At 61.2% G+C, this 18,474-nt stretch carries 17 protein-coding genes and 1 other RNA gene; 1 reads left to right on the forward strand and 17 read right to left on the reverse strand.

The genetic code is table 11. From position 1 onward, the window contains the following. The 17 genes from ACQY7U_RS05045 to ACQY7U_RS05125 all read right to left on the reverse strand — a co-directional run. A partial coding sequence (locus ACQY7U_RS05045; RefSeq protein ID WP_428642644.1) for a cell division protein FtsQ/DivIB occupies window positions 1–563 on the reverse strand: 563 nt, incomplete at its 3' end. Continuing rightward, complete coding sequence (locus ACQY7U_RS05050) at window positions 551–1,477, reverse strand: D-alanine--D-alanine ligase (protein WP_428642646.1); 927 nt, start codon at window positions 1,475–1,477, stop codon at window positions 551–553. The genes ACQY7U_RS05050 and ACQY7U_RS05045, both read right to left, overlap by 13 nt. Continuing rightward, the gene (murB, locus tag ACQY7U_RS05055) at window positions 1,477–2,448 is read right to left on the reverse strand and encodes a UDP-N-acetylmuramate dehydrogenase (RefSeq protein WP_428642648.1); all 972 of its coding nucleotides are present in this window, start codon (window positions 2,446–2,448) and stop codon (window positions 1,477–1,479) included. Before murB ends, ACQY7U_RS05050 begins: the two co-directional genes overlap by 1 nt. A gap of 12 nt (window positions 2,449–2,460) precedes the next feature. Beyond that, entirely contained in the window at window positions 2,461–3,861 is a 1,401-nt protein-coding gene (gene murC / locus ACQY7U_RS05060) for a UDP-N-acetylmuramate--L-alanine ligase (RefSeq protein WP_428642649.1), read from the reverse strand. Further along, window positions 3,858–4,964 carry an undecaprenyldiphospho-muramoylpentapeptide beta-N-acetylglucosaminyltransferase gene (murG, locus tag ACQY7U_RS05065; protein ID WP_428642650.1) on the reverse strand — a complete coding sequence of 369 codons (1,107 nt, stop codon included), beginning with the start codon at window positions 4,962–4,964 and terminating at the stop codon, window positions 3,858–3,860. The genes murC and murG overlap by 4 nt, the downstream gene beginning before the upstream one ends. Window positions 4,965–4,982: 18 nt before the next feature. Then, entirely contained in the window at window positions 4,983–6,143 is a 1,161-nt protein-coding gene (ftsW, locus tag ACQY7U_RS05070) for a putative lipid II flippase FtsW (protein WP_428642651.1), read from the reverse strand. Then, window positions 6,144–7,547, reverse strand: coding sequence for a UDP-N-acetylmuramoyl-L-alanine--D-glutamate ligase (murD, locus tag ACQY7U_RS05075; protein WP_428642653.1), 1,404 nt, complete (start codon window positions 7,545–7,547; stop codon window positions 6,144–6,146). A 5-nt stretch (window positions 7,548–7,552) separates the two neighbouring features. Continuing rightward, the gene (gene mraY, locus ACQY7U_RS05080; protein WP_428642654.1) at window positions 7,553–8,638 is read right to left on the reverse strand and encodes a phospho-N-acetylmuramoyl-pentapeptide-transferase; all 1,086 of its coding nucleotides are present in this window, start codon (window positions 8,636–8,638) and stop codon (window positions 7,553–7,555) included. 10 nt (window positions 8,639–8,648) lie between these two features. Continuing rightward, window positions 8,649–10,079, reverse strand: a complete 1,431-nt coding sequence (locus ACQY7U_RS05085) for a UDP-N-acetylmuramoylalanyl-D-glutamyl-2,6-diaminopimelate--D-alanyl-D-alanine ligase (RefSeq protein ID WP_428642655.1) — start codon at window positions 10,077–10,079, stop codon at window positions 8,649–8,651. Then, entirely contained in the window at window positions 10,076–11,545 is a 1,470-nt protein-coding gene (locus ACQY7U_RS05090) for a UDP-N-acetylmuramoyl-L-alanyl-D-glutamate--2,6-diaminopimelate ligase (RefSeq protein ID WP_428642657.1), read from the reverse strand. The genes ACQY7U_RS05085 and ACQY7U_RS05090 overlap by 4 nt, the downstream gene beginning before the upstream one ends. Window positions 11,546–11,645: 100 nt before the next feature. Then, window positions 11,646–13,358, reverse strand: a complete 1,713-nt coding sequence (locus ACQY7U_RS05095; RefSeq protein WP_428642659.1) for a peptidoglycan D,D-transpeptidase FtsI family protein — start codon at window positions 13,356–13,358, stop codon at window positions 11,646–11,648. Between the two features lie 10 nt (window positions 13,359–13,368). Further along, complete coding sequence (ftsL, locus tag ACQY7U_RS05100; protein WP_428642660.1) at window positions 13,369–13,722, reverse strand: cell division protein FtsL; 354 nt, start codon at window positions 13,720–13,722, stop codon at window positions 13,369–13,371. Window positions 13,723–13,724: 2 nt separating this feature from the next. Beyond that, a complete protein-coding gene (gene rsmH / locus ACQY7U_RS05105; RefSeq protein ID WP_428642661.1) occupies window positions 13,725–14,765 on the reverse strand; it encodes a 16S rRNA (cytosine(1402)-N(4))-methyltransferase RsmH in 1,041 nt (346 codons plus the stop codon). Beyond that, window positions 14,762–15,229 carry a division/cell wall cluster transcriptional repressor MraZ gene (locus ACQY7U_RS05110; RefSeq protein WP_428642662.1) on the reverse strand — a complete coding sequence of 156 codons (468 nt, stop codon included), beginning with the start codon at window positions 15,227–15,229 and terminating at the stop codon, window positions 14,762–14,764. Before ACQY7U_RS05110 ends, rsmH begins: the two co-directional genes overlap by 4 nt. Window positions 15,230–15,735: 506 nt before the next feature. After that, window positions 15,736–16,146, reverse strand: an RNA gene (rnpB, locus tag ACQY7U_RS05115) — RNase P RNA component class A. Between the two features lie 75 nt (window positions 16,147–16,221). Beyond that, on the reverse strand, window positions 16,222–16,953 hold the full coding sequence (locus ACQY7U_RS05120; protein ID WP_428642664.1) for an SDR family oxidoreductase: 732 nt from the start codon (window positions 16,951–16,953) through the stop codon (window positions 16,222–16,224). 68 nt (window positions 16,954–17,021) lie between these two features. Further along, window positions 17,022–17,630, reverse strand: a complete 609-nt coding sequence (locus ACQY7U_RS05125) for a Crp/Fnr family transcriptional regulator (protein ID WP_428642665.1) — start codon at window positions 17,628–17,630, stop codon at window positions 17,022–17,024. A gap of 239 nt (window positions 17,631–17,869) precedes the next feature. On the opposite strand from ACQY7U_RS05125, the gene ACQY7U_RS05130 reads away from it, so the two are divergent. Then, window positions 17,870–18,472, forward strand: a complete 603-nt coding sequence (locus ACQY7U_RS05130) for a hypothetical protein (protein ID WP_428642666.1) — start codon at window positions 17,870–17,872, stop codon at window positions 18,470–18,472. Window positions 18,473–18,474 lie beyond the last annotated feature (2 nt).

The raw sequence follows: 18,474 nt of genomic DNA on the forward strand, positions 1-18,474 counted from the left end.
AGCAGAAGGTTCGCATAGCGCCCGTCGACTTCGTCGGTGATCACGTCGCCGGCCTGGTTCACAATCGAAACCAGGTCGCCGCGCTGCCACAGGGCATAGGGAACCCGCTCCTCGATATTGATCTGAAGCGTGCTCGGGTAGAGCTTCATCACGGAGGCGTTCTTGACCCAGGCCATATGGTTCAAGCGCTCGCGTGCGCTTTCCGCATCGTAAAGCGCAAGCGAAGCGCCCTCGGGAATTTCAAGGGCTTCCAGGATCTGGAATTCGTTGATTTCACGCTGGCCGGAAAGCTTCACCGCTTCGATACCGAAACCCGCGCCGGACAGGAGTGCATCGGAGACGAGACGGCCGTGCCCTCCTATGACTATTCCATAACCAATCGTTAAGGTTAAGAAACCGAGTGCAGCGGCAGAACCGGTCCACTGCGGAAGTTCTGCAAGGCGGCCGGCGGCACGCCAGACCGGCTGACGGTGCAAACGCGCAACGCCGCGCCCGCGGGGAGCCAGTTCGGCTTCCAGCGGCGTCAAAGCCTTGCGTCTGTGTTTGCGACCTAGCGACAGCAACTCGCGTCCTCAACCATCCAACTGACCAGATCCTTGAAACTCATCCCCTGATGGGCCGCCATTTCCGGCACAAGAGAGGTTGGCGTCATGCCTGGCTGCGTGTTCACTTCAAGGCAAATCAGGTTCCCGGTTCCGTCTTCGCGCTCGTCGAATCGGAAATCGGCCCGGGAAACACCACGGCATCCCAAAGCCTGATGTGCCTTAACCGCTAGTGTCTCTATGGTTTGGTAAACAATCGGTGAAATTTTTGCAGGAAGAATGTGTTTTGAACCGCCTTCTGCATATTTTGCATCGTAATCATAGAAGCCATGCCCCATGGGAATGATGTCGATGACCCCAAGCGCCTTGTCATTCATGACACCACAGGTCAACTCGCGTCCCCTGATGAACCTCTCGCACATCAGGACCTCCGGAAAGGGCCAGTCCTCCCGGCCCAGCTCCTGGGGCGGAAACTCTTGATCTTCCTTGACAATCAGCACTCCGAAGCTCGAGCCTTCGTTGATGGGCTTGAGCACGTAGGGCGGCTTCATAGGGTGCTCGCGGACGATGTCGCTGCGGTTCACGACGAGGTGTTCGGCGACCGGAATTCCCGCCGCCGCCATCACCGCTTTTGCCTTCACCTTGTTCATGGCAAGGGATGAAGCCATCACACCGGAATGTGTATAGGGGATGTTAAGAAACTCTAATATTCCCTGAACGCAGCCGTCTTCGCCGAACGGACCATGGAGTGCATTGAACACGATATCGGGCTTCAGATCCTTCAGAACGGCCGACACATCGCGGTCCACATCGACCCGGGTGACCTTGTAGCCGGCCTCTTCCAGGGCGTCCGCGCATTCCTTGCCGCTGGTAAGCGAGACCGGCCTTTCATTGACCCAGCCCCCCATCAGAACGGCAACATGTTTGCTGGCCATTACGCAGCTCCCTTTTCTTCACCCAAAAACGGTTCGATTGCCCCCTCGGCCCCGAACTGTCCAAGTCGCTTGATTTCCCATTCCAGCCGGATACCGCTGTGTTTGAGGACACGCGCACGCACGGTTTCACCCAGAAGTTCCAGGTCGTGGCCGGTGGCCTCGCCCGTGTTGATCATGAAATTGCAGTGCATTTCCGACATCTGAGCTCCGCCGATGGTCAAGCCGCGGCAACCGGCAGCATCGACCTCCTTCCAGGCGGAGGTTCCCGGCGGGTTCTTGAAGGTCGACCCGCCGGTTTTCTCGCGGATCGGCTGCGCCCGTTCCCGGTGCGCCACTACGTCCGCCATTTCCCTGCGTATGGTTTCCTCGTCCTGGGGAAGGCCCTCGAAGACGGCGGAAGTAAAAATCAGATCCTTCGACGCGTCTGAGTGGCGGTAGGCATAGCCCATATCCTCGTTCTTAAGGACATGGCGATTGCCGTCCCGGTCGATGGCGATGAGTTCCACCATCCTTTCGCAGGTTTCCGTGCCGTGCGCCCCGGCGTTCATCCTGAGTGCCCCGCCGAGGCCGCCCGGAATACCTGTGTAAAAGGCAAAACCTCCGAGCCCCGCCTTGGCGGCGGCTTCCGCAAGACGCTTGTCCGGAACGGCGGCTCCGGCACGCAGCCGGTTGTTGCCTATTTCCTCAATGGCCCCGAACCCTCTGGCGCTCAGACGGATCACCACCCCTTCCAGACCGCCGTCGCGAATCAGAAGGTTGGAGCCGAGCCCGACCGGCAGGACGGGAATGTCCTTCGGCAGTTTGTTCAGGAAGGCCGAAAGGTCGGCCTCATCCGCCGGCTGGAACAAAAGCTGCGCCGGGCCGCCGGTGCGAAACCAGGTCACCGCGGAGAGCGGCTGGTTGGCCGTCAGCTTGCCGCGGATCCCCTCACCCAGCTTCGGGTGAAGGTCCAGAAGATCGGGAAAACTCATACCGGATATCCCCTAAAGCTCTTCGAGCTGTTTCGGCAGCGCGTAGGCCCACTGGGTAATGTTGCCTGCGCCAAGGCAGACCACGAAGTCGCCGGGTCCCGTCATTTCCCGGATCATCCGGGGCAGTTCTTCCGGTCCCTCGATGGCCCTGACGTCCCGGTGCCCGCGGGTTTTCATACCCGAGACCAGATCCGTGTGCATCGCGCCTTCGATGGGCTGTTCGCCAGCGGCATAGACCGGCGCGATGATGACCGCATCCGCATCGTTGAAGCAGTTGGAAAAATCGTCGAACAGGCTGTGGAGGCGTGTGTAGCGGTGCGGCTGCATCACGGCAACGACGTTGCCCTTGGTGGATTCGCGCGCGGCATGCAACACGGCCTTGATCTCCACGGGATGGTGAGCGTAATCGTCGAAGATCTGGATGCCGCCGACGGTGCCAGTGTGGGTGAAACGGCGCTTCACCCCGCCAAAGGACGCAAGCCCCTTTCGGATGTCTTCGGCGCCGACGCCAAGCTGCGAGGCAACGGCAATAGCGGCCGTCGCGTTGGAGACATTGTGCAGACCCGGCATCGGAAGCACCAGATCCTTCATTTCCGACACCTGCCCCGTGCGGCGGTCCCGCAGGGTCACGGAGAAGATGGACTTGCCGCCATCCATGGCGACATCGGTGAACCGGACATCCGCCTGCGGATTGGCGCCGTAGCTGACCACACGACGGTCCTCGATGGTGCCGATCATGGTCTGGACTTCCGGATGATCCAGGCACATGACGGCAAAGCCGTAGAAGGGAACGTTTTCCACGAACTGGCGGAACGCGGCGCGCACCCCGGCGAAGTCGCCGTAGTGATCGAGATGCTCCGGATCGATGTTGGTAACGACTGCAATGTCGGCCGGCAGCTTCACGAAAGTGCCGTCGCTTTCATCCGCCTCGACCACCATCCAGTCGCCCTCACCCATACGGGCGTTGGTGCCATAGGCATTGATGATGCCGCCGTTGATGACGGTCGGATCCAGATTGCCCGCGTCGAGCAGCGCGGCAACCATGGAGGTCGTCGTTGTCTTGCCGTGGGTGCCGCCGACGGCAATCGCCTGCTTGAAACGCATCAGCTCCGCCAGCATTTCCGCCCGCCGCACCACGGGTATCAGCTTTTCCCTAGCCGCCACCAGCTCGGGATTGTCCTTCTTGATCGCCGAAGAAACCACCAGAACTTCCGCGTCGCCGAGATTTTCAGCCGCATGTCCGACCGTGACCGGAATGCCGTTGTCGCGCAAACGCTGAACATTGGCGTTCTCGGCCATGTCCGAGCCCTGCACCTGATAACCGAGCGTCTTCAGCACCTCGGCAATCCCGCTCATGCCGATCCCGCCGATGCCGACAAAATGAACCGGTCCGATATCCTGCGGCATCTTCATGGCCGTTCTCCTTGTTTGTTCGCGATTCTTTCGACCAAATCGGCCAATCGTTTGACCGCATCCGGTTTTGCGACGCTTTTTGCGTTCTCCGCCGCCTGCGCCAGGATGTCCGGTGAGGCCATGAAACGAGTCAGCTCCGCCGCGAGCCGGTCGGCATCGAGATCCGCCTGCCGGACCGGCCAGGCACCGCCCGCCTTTTCCAGAACCCTGGCGTTGGCTGCCTGGTCCTGATCGATGGCGCCCGGCAGAGGCACCAGAAGCGAAGGCCGCCCGAGAACGCTCAGTTCACTCACCGACGAGGCCCCCGAGCGGCAGACCACCAGATGCGCCTGGGCGATCCGTTGCGGCATGTCCATAAAGAAGGGGGCACACTCCGCTTTGACACCAAGACCGTCATAGGCCTGCTGCACCCGTTCCATGTCTTCCGGGCGGCATTGTTGCACTATGCACAGACGGGTCCGCAGGTCTGCGGGCAACTTCTCGATTGCCGGGGGAACGAGATCGGAAAAGTACCGGGCTCCCTGGGACCCGCCGAATACGAGCAGCTTGAATTCGCCACCGGCCTGCGGTGGAACATAGGGCAGCTCCGCGGCGGTCAGAACCGCATCGCGCACCGGATTGCCGGTCTCGACCAGTTTTTGTGACAGCTCGCCGGGTAGGCCGTCGATCGGAATGCTTGTGGCAATGGCCGTAACGCCCTTGGCCAACATCCTGTTCGCCCGGCCCATGACCCCGTTGGCCTCGTGCAGGATCGAAGGCGTGCCCGTCAGCCGCGCGGCGTACATCGGTGGAAACGTCGGATAACCGCCGAATCCCGCCACCACGTCCGGCTTCAGGGTCTTGATGACTTTGCGGGCTTGAAGCGTGCCGAAAAGCAGACTGAAAGCGGTCTTGGCCAGAGACAGCGGATTGCGGCCACGGATGGTCTCGGAGGCGATGATATGGACCCTGCGGGCGGGAAATTCGGTGCCGTATTTGTCGGCCCGTTCATCCGTCGCCAGTTCCACGGTCCAGCCGCGCCGAAGCAGCTCGCTGGCGAGCGCCTGTGCGGGAAACAGATGGCCGCCCGTTCCGCCGGCCGTCAATAAAACTGTTTTGCTCATGTAAGACCGTTTGAAACGCTACATCAAAGACGAAGGGGAAAGCCGGCTCACGGTCACGGCCTCACCGCCGCGCGACGGTTGGGGCCGTCTGCGGGTGAGCGCCAGAATGGCACCGGCAGTCATGGCGGAAGACAGAAGCGACGATCCGCCATAGGAGATGAAAGGCAGGGTCATGCCCTTGGCCGGCATCAGGTGCAGGTTCACGGCCAGATTGATGGTTGCCTGCAGACCGAACAACACGACCAGCCCAGCCGTCGCAAGCCGGCTGAAGGCATCCTGGTCGCGGCCGGCATGCCGGAGACCGCGAATGACGATGAAGGCAAAGACGGAAACCAGGATCAGACAGGCGATCGCGCCGAATTCCTCTCCGACAACCGCAAAGATGAAGTCGGCATGGCTGTCCGGTAGAATGAGTTTCACGGTGCCCTCGCCCGGGCCGCGTCCGAACCAGCCTCCGGCCTGAAAGGATTCCATGGCGGTATCGACCTGAAAGGTATCGCCGGAACTCGGATCCAGAAACTGGTCGACGCGTTTGGTTACATGAGGCAGGAAGGCATAGGCGGCAAAAAGCCCCACGATACCGATCAGGCCGAGCACCATGATGATCAGCCAGGAAATGCCATTCAGGAAAAAAAGTCCCGCCCAGACCAACCCGAGCAGCATGGTCTGGCCAAAATCCGGTTGCGCCACGAGAAGCGCGGCACAGACAGCGAAGAGAATAAAAGCGAACAGAACACCCGGGACCTCGCGCCTTCGGCCGCTTTCAGACAGGAGAAAGGCAACAAGGACAACGAAGGCGGGTTTGAGAAATTCCGAAGGCTGCAGCGAAAATCCGGCCAGATAAATCCAGCGCCGGGCGCCCTTGGCTTCAAAGCCGACAAAGAGCGTCGCGACCATCATAACGAGCGACAGTACGAAAACGATCAGCGCCGCGCGCCGGACCATGCGCGGCGACATGAGAGAGGCCGACAACATGATGGCCAGAGCCGGAAGCAACAACAGCGCCTGTCGCTTGACGAAGTAAAGGGTTTCGACACCGATACGTTCGGCGACCGGAGGACTGGCTGCAAAGGACAGGACCACACCGCCCGCCATCAGCAGGAAGAAGGCGGCAAGCAGATAGTGATCCACTGTCCAGAACCACTCCGCAAACCGGCTGCGATCGGCACGTGAGACCATTTAAGCCACCTCCTCCTGACTGTCTCCAGCATCAGGCAAGGCACGCACCGCGTCTACAAAAGCAGCGCCCCGCAGTTCGAAGTTCGGAAATTGGTCGAAACTCGCGCAGGCCGGCGACAACAGGATGGCGATCTCCTCCGCCCCGTCCTCTGCGGCTTCTGCGGCGGCATCCTTGACGGCCTGCATGAGTGTACCGCTGACCTTGTAGGGCACCCGCCCGTCCAGTGTCTTGGCAAAAGCCTGGGCCGCCTCTCCGATCAGGAAGGTCTTGGCGATCCTGGGGAAATACTCGTCGAGCGAGGAGATCCCGCCGTCCTTGGCACGCCCGCCGGCAATCCAGTAGATCCGGTCGAAACTGGCAAGGGCACGGGCTGCCGCATCGGCATTGGTCGCCTTGGAATCGTTGATAAAGAGGATCCGGCCTTTTTTCGCCACGACTTCCATACGGTGATGAAGACCAGGGAAGGACTTCATGGCTTCCGCTATCCTGGCCGCCGGCAGCTCCAGCGCCCGGAGCGCGGCGAAAGCGGCAGCGGCATTCTGTCCGTTGTGATCGCCGCGCAGACTGTCAATCCCGCCGAGCAGGGCGACCTCGATCTGCGAGCCGTCATGGGCTTCGATCAGGCGGCCATGGCAGGCATAGATGCCGTTGGTGAGTTCCTTCTCCCCTGCGATCCGGCAGACGGGCTTGCGCGCCAGTTCCAGCCGGTCGGCAATGGCGGAAGAAAGCCGGTCGTCCACGCCGACGATGGCCACCTTCGCCCCGGCCACCAGGCGTTCCTTGATGGCGGCGTAGTTGTCCATCGAGCCGTGCCTGTCGAGATGATCCGGAGACAGGTTCATGTGAATGCCGACCGTGGCATCCAGCGTCGGCGCCAGGTCGATCTGATAGGAAGAGCACTCGACCACATAATGGCGGCCGGGCTGCGGCGGTTCGAGTTGCAGCACCGGCGTACCGATGTTGCCACCGATCTCGACATCCAGTCCAAGCTCCTTCAGGAGATGGGCGATCAGAGCGGTCGTGGTCGACTTGCCGTTCGTGCCGGTGATTGCGATCAGCGGCGCCGACGGGCAAAGTTTGCGCCGTTCCCGGCAGAACAGTTCCACATCGCCGATGATTTCCACCCCTGCGTCCCTGGCCAGGTCAACCGACCAATGCGGCACCGGGTGGGTCAAGGGCACGCCGGGCGCCAGCACCAGCGCGTCGACGGCGGACCAGTCAAGCGCCCGCAGATCCTGCGTTTGCAGCCCCTCCTTCGCGGCCTGGGCCACCCGCTCGTCATTGTCGTCGAAACACACCACATCCGCGCCGCCGTCCTTCAGGGCATGGGCCGTTGCGAGACCCGATCCGCCGAGACCGAAGAGCGCAACCTTTCTGTTTTCGAATGTGGTAACCGGGATCATGCGCCTTACCTCAGCTTCAACGTGGCAAGGCCGATCAGGGCCAGAACAACGGAGATGATCCAGAAACGGATCACCACCTGGCTTTCCGTCCAGCCCATGATCTCGAAGTGATGGTGGATCGGCGCCATGCGGAAGACACGCTTGCCGGTGAGCTTGAAGGAAATCACCTGCACGATCACCGAAACGGCTTCCAGAACGAAGAGACCGCCGATAATGGCCAGAACGATTTCATGTTTTGTGGCGACCGCGATGGCCCCGATCATGCCGCCGAGCGCGAGCGAGCCGGTGTCCCCCATGAAGATCGCGGCGGGAGGGGCGTTGAACCACAGGAAGCCCAACCCCGCGCCGATCACCGCGCCGCAGATCACCGCGAGTTCGCCGGTGCCGGCCACGTGGTGGATCTGCAGGTAACTGGCGAACACCGCGTTCCCCGACAGATAGGCGATCAGGCCGAAGGAGGCGCAGGCGATCATTACCGGCACGATGGCCAGTCCGTCGAGGCCGTCGGTCAGGTTCACCGCGTTGCCCGCACCGACCATGACGAAGGCGGCAAAGGGAATGAAGACCAGGCCGAGGTTGAGGGTCAGGTCCTTGATGAAAGGAAAGGTGATGGCTTCCGAAAACTCCGACCCGTCGAGGATTGTCACTACGAAAGCGGCAGCGGCGGCGATCACGAATTCCAGACCGAGCCGCGCCTTGCCGCCGAACCCCTTGTGCGATGATTTCGTCACCTTCAGATAGTCGTCGTAAAAACCGATACCGCCGAAACCGAGCGTCACCCCGATCACCACCCAGACGTAAGGGTTGGTCAGGTCGGACCATAACAACGCGGCCACCAGCGACCCGGAAAGGATCATGAGGCCGCCCATGGTGGGTGTGCCTTTTTTGGTCAGAAGATGGCTTTCAGGACCGTCCGCCCGGATCGGTTGACCGTGCCCCTGACGGATCCTGAGGCTGGCAATTATTTTCGGTCCGAACAGAAAGACAAAGAAAAGGGCCGTCATGATCGCGCCGCCGGTCCGGAACGTAATGTAACGGAACACGTTCAGCGCCGAAATCTGATCAGCAAATTGCCCCAGCAAATAAAACATCAGCTATCCCTTATGCCGCCGCAGTATCGTCCGCAGGCGGATATTCCTTTTTCAAGGCCTCGACAAGCGGGCCCATACGGGTTCCAAGCGATCCCTTGATCATAACAACATCGCCAGGGCGCACGTCGCTCAAAAGCGCTTCTTCCAGATCTTTCGCATCCTCACTGTAATGCGCCCGGATTTCATGCGGCAGCTCCTTCCAGAGCACATGCATGTGCGGGCCGGCGCAATAAACGGCGTCGATGCCGGCGTCCGTAATCGGCGTCAGCAGCTCTGCATGCAGCCGGTCTGCATCGCTGCCAAGCTCACGCATGTCGCCGATAACGGCAATCCGGCGGCCTGGCCGCTTGACCGGAGCCTCGCCGAGAACAGCGAGCGCCGCGCGCATGGAAGCCGGATTTGCGTTGTAGCTCTCGTCGATCAGGAAGAGTTCTCCGCGCTGGATCGGCAACCTGGAAACTTCGCCCCGCCCCTTCGGCGCCCGCATCGCATCAAGCGCGAGACCGGCCTTGGCAAGATCCGCGCCCAGTTCAACCACAGCCGTGAGCACCGCAAGGCTGTTCTTCACATGGTGCTTGCCGGGCGCGCCGATCTTGTAGGTGATTTCCTGACCCAGGATGATCGCCTCGACGCTCGATCCCGCCGGGTGGCTCACTACATTTTCAAGGTGGCTGTCGGCGGACGGATCTTCACCGAACGTATCGATCCGGCTCACGCCGGCGGTTACCGCCAGGAATTTCAGAAGATCGTACTGGCGGTTGTCCTTGTTGAGGACCGCCACCCCATCGGACTCCAGCCCGTCGAAGATCTCCGCCTTCGCCTGGGCGATCTTTTCAAGGGAGTCGAAGAACTCCAGGTGAACCGGCTGGACCGTGGTGATGACGGCCACATGCGGCCGCACCATCTTCACCAGTGGCGTGATTTCGCCGGCATGGTTCATGCCTATTTCAAAGACACCGAAGTCGGTGTCGGCAGGCATGCGGGCCAGCGTCAGCGGCACGCCCCAGTGGTTGTTGAACGAAGCAACAGACGCATGCACTTTGCCGGACGGCTCCAGCGTCAGGCGGAGAGCCTCCTTCGTGCCGGTCTTGCCGACCGATCCGGTGACCGCGACGATCCTGGCGTCCGTGCGCTCGCGAGCGGCAATGCCGATCTTGCACAGAGCCTCAAGCGGATCGGCAACGACCACATAGCGGCCGTCCTCCGGCAGGTCCGACAGGCGGTCTTCGGCGACAAGGGCCACAGAGGCCCCGGCTTCCAGGGCTGCCTCCACATAGTCGTGCCCGTCCAATCGGTCTCCCTTGATGGCAACGAAGGCGTCGCCCGGTTCAAGAGTGCGGCTGTCGATGGAAATTCCGGAGATCTCGGCGCCAGCATCGCCTTTGGAGCTGCCGCCAGCAGCTTCCACAAAGGCTTCCAAAGTCCAAAGCGGGTCGCTCATGTGTTTCCTTCAAGGCTTATGGCGCGAATGACTGCTTCATGATCAGAAAAGGGAATCACTGTGTCGCCAACAATCTGGCCCGTTTCGTGACCTTTTCCGGCTACACACAGAATATCGCCCGCTTCCAGGCGCCGAACACCTTCGGCAATGGCCTCGTAACGGTCGCCGATTTCCAGTGCGCCGGGAGCCCCGCTCAGCACCGCCTTCCGGATCGTGGCGGGATCCTCGGAGCGTGGATTGTCGTCGGTGACGATCACCAGGTCCGCCTGGCGGGCCGCCGCCGCCCCCATCAGTTCGCGCTTGCCCGGATCCCGGTCGCCACCAGCACCGACGACAACCGAAAGCTTGCCCGTTGCAAAGGGCCGGAGCGCGGCCAGCGCGTTGTCCAGCGCGTCGGGTTTGTGGGCATAGTCGATAAAGATCATTCCGCCGCCCCTGGTCCTGCCTGCAAGTTCCAGCCGGCCGGGCGCCCCCTTCAGGTTTTCAAGCGCGCGCATTGCCGTACCCGTGTCGATACCGGATGCAATGGCAAGACCCGCCGCGATCAGGGCATTGGAAACCTGGAAACGCCCGATCAGGGGCAGCGTCACCTTGTAGTCGCCTCTCGCCGTGTGCAGCGACAGTTCCTGCCCGGCACCGGCGGGTTTCAGGCCGGTCAGGGTCAGGTCCCTGCCGGTTTCCCCGACGGTAAAGACCGGCAACCCGCGCTCCTGCGCAACGGCCAGCACGCGGTCGGAATATTTCTCGCCCGGATCGCACACAACCGTTCCGCCAACAGGCAGCAGCACGGAAAAGAGCCTCAGTTTGGCGTGCAGATAGTCCTCGACCGTCGGATGATAGTCCATGTGATCGCGGCCGAGATTGGTGAAGGCGGCGGCCGTCAACCGGACACCATCCAGCCGGCACTGGTCGAGACCGTGAGACGAGGCCTCCATGGCCGCATGATTGATGCCTTCGGCCTTGAGCTCGGCCAGCTCCTTGTGAAGCGCCACCGGATCGGGCGTTGTCAGGCCGCCATAGCTTTCACCGTCCGGCTTGACGGTTCCCAGCGTACCAAGGCTGGCCGCCGGATGACCGGCCGCCTGAAAGATCTGGCGGGCAAAATGTGCAACGGAAGTCTTGCCCGACGTGCCGGTGACCGCGACGATCGTGTCCGGCTGGGCGCCGTAGAAACGGGCTGCCATTCTGGCGAACACATGGCGCGGGTCCGGCGCGCCGATAACGGCAACGGTTTGTGGGCATGCAGACCGGACGGCGTCGACCGAATTTTCCGCACATAAAATGGCAACCGCCCCGGCCGCGGCTGCGTTCGGGGCAAATCGTGTTCCGTCAACGGAAGCGCCTTGGAAGGCGGCAAAAAGAAAGCCTGGCCGGACGTTGCGGCTGTCCGCCGTCAACCCTGATATTTTCAGAGTTCCTGCCATTTCCGGCAATTTCAGGCCGGCGGCCAAATATTCAAGATCCATTTCACCCGATCATCCGGTTTGTGCGTCGTCTTCGGGAAGCTTTACGGAACACCGGAAATCGGCTGCGACCCCGCCGGCATTCAAAACTTCAAACGTCTCCTTAATAGGAAATCTCGATTGGTTCATCCCCTTTGCTGAAACGCGGCATGACACCGAGCATCGGAGCCGAGCGCCGCACGATCGCCGCAACGGTCGGTGCCGCGTTCAACCCGGCCGTTGCACCAACCCCTTTCCGCTCCGGCTTCGGTTCGTCGAGCACGACCAGAACCACGTAGCGAGGGTCGTCCATCGGGAAAGCCGACAGGAAGGAATTGCGGCGCTTGTCGTTGACATAGCGGCCGTTCTCGATCTTTTCCGCCGTTCCCGTCTTGCCGCCGACGGTATAGCCCGGAACGTCCGCCCTGCGGCCGGAGCCGGACAACACGTTCAACCGGAAGAGATACCGCATAATGCGGCTGGTCTTCTCGGAAACGACTTGTTTGCCAAGCTCTTGTGCCTCTTCCTCACTGCGCGGCAGGAAGGTTGGCGGCAACAGCTTGCCGCCGTTGACGAGGGCAGCCGCGGCTACTGCCGTCTGCATCGGCGTGACTGATATTCCGTGCCCGAAGGAAATCGTCATGGCAGCGAGTTCGTTCCATTTCGGCGGCAGCAGGGGCGCGGCGTTTTCAGGCAATTCCGTCGTCAAACGTTCCGTCAGGTGCAAACGCGTCAGGAATTCCTTCTGACGGTCGATGCCGGTTGCCAGCATCATCTTCGCCGTTCCGATGTTCGACGAATAAATGAAAATCTCGGGCACCGACAAGATGCGGTGTTTTCCGTGGAAATCGGAAATCGTGCGGCCCGCCGCCCGGATCGGACGCGTCGCGTCGAAGCTGTCGTTGATGGAGACAGCACCTGAATCAAGGGCCATTGCGGCTGTGAAGGTCTTGAACACGGACCCCATCTCGAAAACGCCGCCGGTCGCCCGGTTGAGACGGTCTTTCTCCAGCGCCTGCGAGCGATCGTTGGGATCATAGTCGGGAAGCGACGACATGGCGACGACCTCGCCCGTCTTGGCATCGAGAACGATCCCCGCTGCGGCGATCGCCTGAAAGCGCTCCATGGCCTTGACCAGTTCATCGCGCACGACATGCTGTACCCTGAGGTCCATGGAAAGCCTGACCGGTTCCATGGTGCGGTCGGACGCAAAACCGAGCGACTGGAGATCGGCCAGCCATTCCCCGTCGATGTATTTTTCGATACCAGTGAGGCCCTGGTTGTCGATGTTCACGGATCCGACGATGTGACCCGCAGTCGGCCCGCCCGGATAGAACCGCTGGTTCTCGGACAGGAACCCGATGCCCGGCAAACCGAGGTTGTGCACTTCCTCGGCCTGCTGCGGGGTCAGCTCACGCTTTAGCCAGACGAAACCCGCGCGGCTATCCAGCCGCCGGCGAACGACGTTCTGATCGAGTTCCGGCAACACACGGGTCAGACCTTCCACGGCCTCATCGACATCGAGAATTCGGCGCGGCTCGGCGTAGAGCGACGCGGTCTTGATGTCGGTCGCAAGGATTTCGCCATTGCGATCGATCAGGTCCGGCCTAGAGGCGGAAATGGAATCCTGCGCGGAAATCCACGCCCGGGACGGCGCTTCCTCCATCTGGGCCAGCATCACGAGACGGCCGGCGATGGCAACATAGACGCAGGCAAAAGCCAGCATCGCCATGTAAACCCGGGCCTTGACCGCGCTGGACGATACGGATCCCCGCACGGCCCTGGGCTGTGCGCGCCGCACCTGGAGGAAACTTGCCGGTTCGCTTACCATTGTCATGTTCAGCCCCTCACCGGATCACTGCCGAGCCGCCGGCATAGCCGCCCATCTGGCTGCCGCCGACCGGTTCAAGCATCACGGGACGGGCCGGCAAGTCTTCCGGGCTCACGATCTGCTTCACGTCCAGGGGCTGTAGTTGAAGATAGTCATTGTAGCGCTCGACCAGCGACTGCAGGCGGTCCGGCTTGTTGAGCAAACTCCACTCGGCCTTCAGCAAACGGATGGCGTCGCGCTCCTCATCGATCTGCTGCTTGAGCTCGGCCACCTTTTCCGCCGATTTGGTGGCGGCCAGCTTCATTTCGTAAACGGTGCCGGCACCGATCACGACCGCCAGAATGAACAAGATGTTCAGCGTTCGAACCATTTTCAGCCCCCTAGTCCATGAAATTCCGCCAGACGCGGGACGCCCGCGGCATGGATATCCAGTTCGCGCGCAGCTGCCCCGGTCCGCCGTCCGGCCCTGAGCCTTGCGGATCTGGCGCGCGGATTGGCGTCCGTTTCCTCCGCCGCAGCCTCGACCGCCTTGCGCGTCAAAAGTTCAAAAGTTGCCGGCGGAACCTCTTCCTCCGGCATGTGGCGGGACCCGCCACCCCGTGTGCGGGTCCTGTCCTGGAAGAAGCGTTTGACGATGCGGTCTTCCAGGGAATGAAAGCTCACCAGCACCAGCCGCCCGCCCGGCTTCAGAATGCGCTCGGCGGCGCCGAGTGCCTTTGCGGCCTGATGCAGCTCACCGTTCACATAGATCCGAAGTGCCTGGAACGTGCGCGTGGCCGGATGGATCTGCGCCTTCTTGGGCGACCGGCCGAGCACCTTTTCGATCAGGTTCGCCAGCTCGACCGTCCGTGAGAAAGGTTTTTCCTTGCGGGCCTTGTCGATTGCATGCGCAACCGACGTTGCCCGCTTTTCCTCACCCAACAGTCCGATGATCCGGATCAGGTCTTTCACCGGAAGCTCGTTGACAACATCGGCGGCGGAAGGACCGGCCTGTTCCATTCGCATGTCCAGAGGCCCGTCGCGCAGAAAGGAGAAACCGCGCTCGGCCTCATCCAGTTGCATGGAGGAAACGCCAAGATCGAGCACGACACCGTCCACGCCCGTAAAGCCCTGCTCCCGCGTGTGGATCTCCAGATCGGCAAACTGCCCGGGCACAAGGATCAGATGGCCATCGGACTGTTTCACCAGGTCCTGACCGCCAGCGATCGCGTCCGGATCACGGTCGATACCGATCACCGTCGCCCCGCGCTGGAGAATGGCGCGCGAATAGCCGCCGGCACCGAAGGTTCCGTCGACGACGACCTCGCCTTCTTTCGGGTCGAGCCACTCCAGAACTTCCTTCAGGAGAACCGGCACATGACGCTCGGGTCCGCCAGCGGACTGAGATTGCTCCCTGTCGCCGCGCGCCATCATACCGGTTCTCCCTGAGAAGATGCGGGGGCCTGCCCCGACAACATCGCGAGCGCACGCCTTTGGGCCTCTGCGCGGTACTCGCGAAACTTTTCCGGTTCCCAGATCTGGAACTTGTACTTCATGCCGACAAAGGTCACCTGGTCGGTGATGCCGGTGTGGTCGCGGATCATGTCGGAAATGGTCATGCGGCCATCCCCGTCGATTTTCGGGTTTTCGCTGGCGCCGAACAGGGCGACAGCGAGCGCATCGTGGTCCGGGGAGAGCTTTGCGAAAGCTTCCGAGCGCTTCTCGATTTCCGCGAGCAGCTCGTTGCCGCCGGCATCGACCGCCGGGCAGTGGGAAGAAGCAATGCAATAAAGACCTTCAAATCCGTCCCTCGCCAGAACCGCACGGAAGGGTGCCGGGATCGACACGCGACCCTTGGCATCCAGCCGGTTGGTAAAGTGAGAAACAAAGCCGGCCATCAAACCCCTCGAAACGGGTCCGCACCCGTTCAAAACCCCGAAATCACCCTGATGAGAAGAAAGGCCGGCACCGTGTCAGGACATGCAATTTGCAAAGCGGCTGTTGCCGGACCGTTAAACTGATGCCCTGGACCCTACCGAAATGGGCCCGCGCTCCCCATTCTGGGTTCTTATGGGATACCATGGGAATTCATGGGTGGTCAATGGAATCTCATGGATTCCAGCTCGATTTGATCGCCCACGACCCCATCGAGTGACCTTAGGCGAAACATGCTTAATGAAGCCTTGACACAAATGAAGAATCGGATTCGCAGGATTACGGAGGTTTTGGATTTCCGGAGCCGGAAAGGCGGCAAATTCTGCCTAGTTTGAAAGACTTGTGGAGAAACCGGACCTTGGAACCGTTTGCCGCACCGTTTCCGGGGCCGTAAACGCCACCCGCTGCCCTCCATCCGGTTCTGGCAGGCATACCGCAAAATGTGACGGGCCGGTGAGAGAGGGAATTTAATGCCAGCCGGCCTGTAAGCCGGGTTCTGTATGGCCCGCTTACGCGGACGCGACAGCCATTCATCTGGGGCGCCCGTTGCCGGACGCCTCACGCAACCAACCCGGACAGCCGGCCTGGAAACCGGCCTGGTCCCGGATCGCTCCGGGGCCGCGCTGTCCCTATTCGGTCTTGCTCCCGGTGGGGTTTACCATGCCGCCCCTGTTGCCAGTTGCGCGGTGGGCTCTTACCCCACCCTTTCACCCTTACCCCAGGCAAATCCGAAGATTTGGCCGAGGCGGTTTGCTTTCTGTGGCACTTTCCCTAAGGTTTCCCTCGCCGGGCGTTACCCGGCACCGTGTTTCCTTGGAGCCCGGACTTTCCTCCCCCGCGGCCTTTCGGCACTTGCGGCAGCGGCTGTCCGGCCGACTGGCGCCTGCGGACTTAAGTGGCTTTCACACGAAGGTCAAGCAAGGCAAACCGATCAGCCTTCCGTTTCCATCGGTTCTCAAGACGTTTTCAGAACCCGGTAGGCAAGATCCGGCAAGAGCCTGTGAAGGGCAAACAGCTTCGGAACCCGGCCAAGCCGGATTTCCTCCTTGCCGGCGCCAAGCCCGGCGACAATCTTGTTCGCTGCTTCGGCCGCCGAAAAGCCCTTGCCGCCGCGGCCCGCCGTCATGCGTGTCACCATGAGATCCGGAACCACCTCCGAAACCGCGACCCCCGTGCCTTCCAGTTGATAGCGCAGCGCCCTCGCGAAATTGGAAAGTCCTGCCTTGGTGGCGCAATAGACCGGCGCCGACTTTTTCGGAACCCTGGCCAGGGCCGACGTCACGAACACCACACGGGCCTGTTCGGCCTGCCGTAGCAGGGGCAGAAGGTCGATGGTCAGTTCGATGGGCGCCAGGAAATTGACGGATATTTCCGTTTCGACCTTCTCGATCGGGGTACAGCGTGAAACGAAATCATGCTGGTGCTGAAGCGCAGCGTTGTGGATCAGCATCGCAACAGGCTGTTCCTGTTCGTGAACGGCATCCACAAGGTGTTTCCGGCCAGCCGGATCTGCCAGGTCCGCCGCCACCGTCACAACGCCCGGATAAAGCGTCGTCACTTCATCGAGGGCGCTTTCCGTCCGGCCGCATATGACAAGCTTGCGCCCGAGCCCATGGTAGTGCTTCGTGAGTTCACGGCCCAGCCCGATGGCGCCTCCGGTCACCACGATCAATCCGCTGTCCTGCATCCAACCTGTCTCCTGTCTGAACCGGGAGCCATCTAGGATGGTGAGGCCATGGTGCGCATTAACCCGGGTTAAGAACCGCGCCGGGCCCGGATGCGCGACAGCGCAACGGGCGTAATGCCGAGGTAGGAAGCGACGTGATACTGCGGCAGGCGCTGCGCGACTTCCGGAAATTCCCGCAGAAACGCTTCATAGCGTTCCGACGCGCTTTGCAGGAGAAAGGCAGCCTCCCGCCGCTCCTTGCGGAGCGCGAGCTGGGCGATGACTGTCGAGATGAGACGTTCCCATGCTCTGTCCCGGGCCGGCAACTGCCGGGCCAGCTCCATCGGCAGAGCAACCAGCTCCGTGTCCTCCAAAGCCTGTGTATGAAACGACGACGGCGCTCCTTCAAGAAAGGAGGACAGGCAGGTGACGACCCCGCCGGGAGTGGCAAAGCTCTTGTTGAATTCCTTCCCGTCGGCCGTCAGGTAATAAAAACGAACCAGACCGGACCGCACGAAATAGAGAAAACCCGGCGTTTCACCGGCTGAAAAGATTCCGTCTCCCGCTCCTGCGTGGACGACACCAGCACTTCTGCACGCTTCCGCGGCTTCCGGCGGCGAAATTCCGCCCTGCTGACCGAGCCAGACAGCAAAGGCGCTGAGTGTTTGCGCGTCCTTTTTGGCATTCCTGCAGGTCACACTGTCCTCACCGCATCCGCTCGGCACGACGCCCGTTCATACCAGTCCATTCTTCGGACCGAAGCATAGTTCAGGAAACCTCCGCCAGACCAGAGGCTCAAACGTCAACATGCGATTTTTATAGATAATATGTAAAAAATAACAATGTCCTAAGTGATTATAAAACAAGAAGAAATATTTCAGATTACCTTAAGGAAAAACCGTCAGTTTTAGCGATAACAATCAAAGGGAGACCCAGAATGAAGAAGTGGTGCACGCTGTTCCCATCCCTGCTTTTAACCTCAACCGCAGCTTTCGCAGAAGATGCGCCGGACCCGAATGCGCTTATCACGCCGGCCGTGATCGAGAGTGTCGGTGAATGGTTGGCCAACCCGATCGTCGCTCTGTCCGTCAACGCGCAGAACGATCTGCGCGGCTCCCTGGAGCAAACCGAAATTGACGCTCTGGACCAGCAATGGCGCAAGGAACGCGAGGCCAGCGACAAGCCGCTGATATCGGCAACCCTGTCTGCGCCGCTTTCGATCTACCTCCTGCGGGTGCAGGCCGGTTCGCTGGGCCTTTTCCCGGAAATCTTCGTCATGGACGCGAACGGCCTGAATGTCGGCCAAAGCGGCATTACCGGCGATTACTGGCAGGGTGACGAGGCCAAGTTCCAAAAGACGTTTCCGGAGGGTCCCGAGGCCGTGTTCATCGACGAACCGGAATGGGATGAGGATCTGAAGATCTGGCGCGCGCAGCTGAACATGACCGTGAACGATCCTGAAAACGGCAAACCGATCGGTGCCGCGACCGTTGAATTCAACCTGACGGAACTACAGCGCCGCCAGTCCCCCAATTCCTGAGC

This window comes from Roseibium sp., from assembly GCF_050301095.1.
Classification (GTDB): Bacteria; Pseudomonadota; Alphaproteobacteria; order Rhizobiales; family Stappiaceae; genus Roseibium.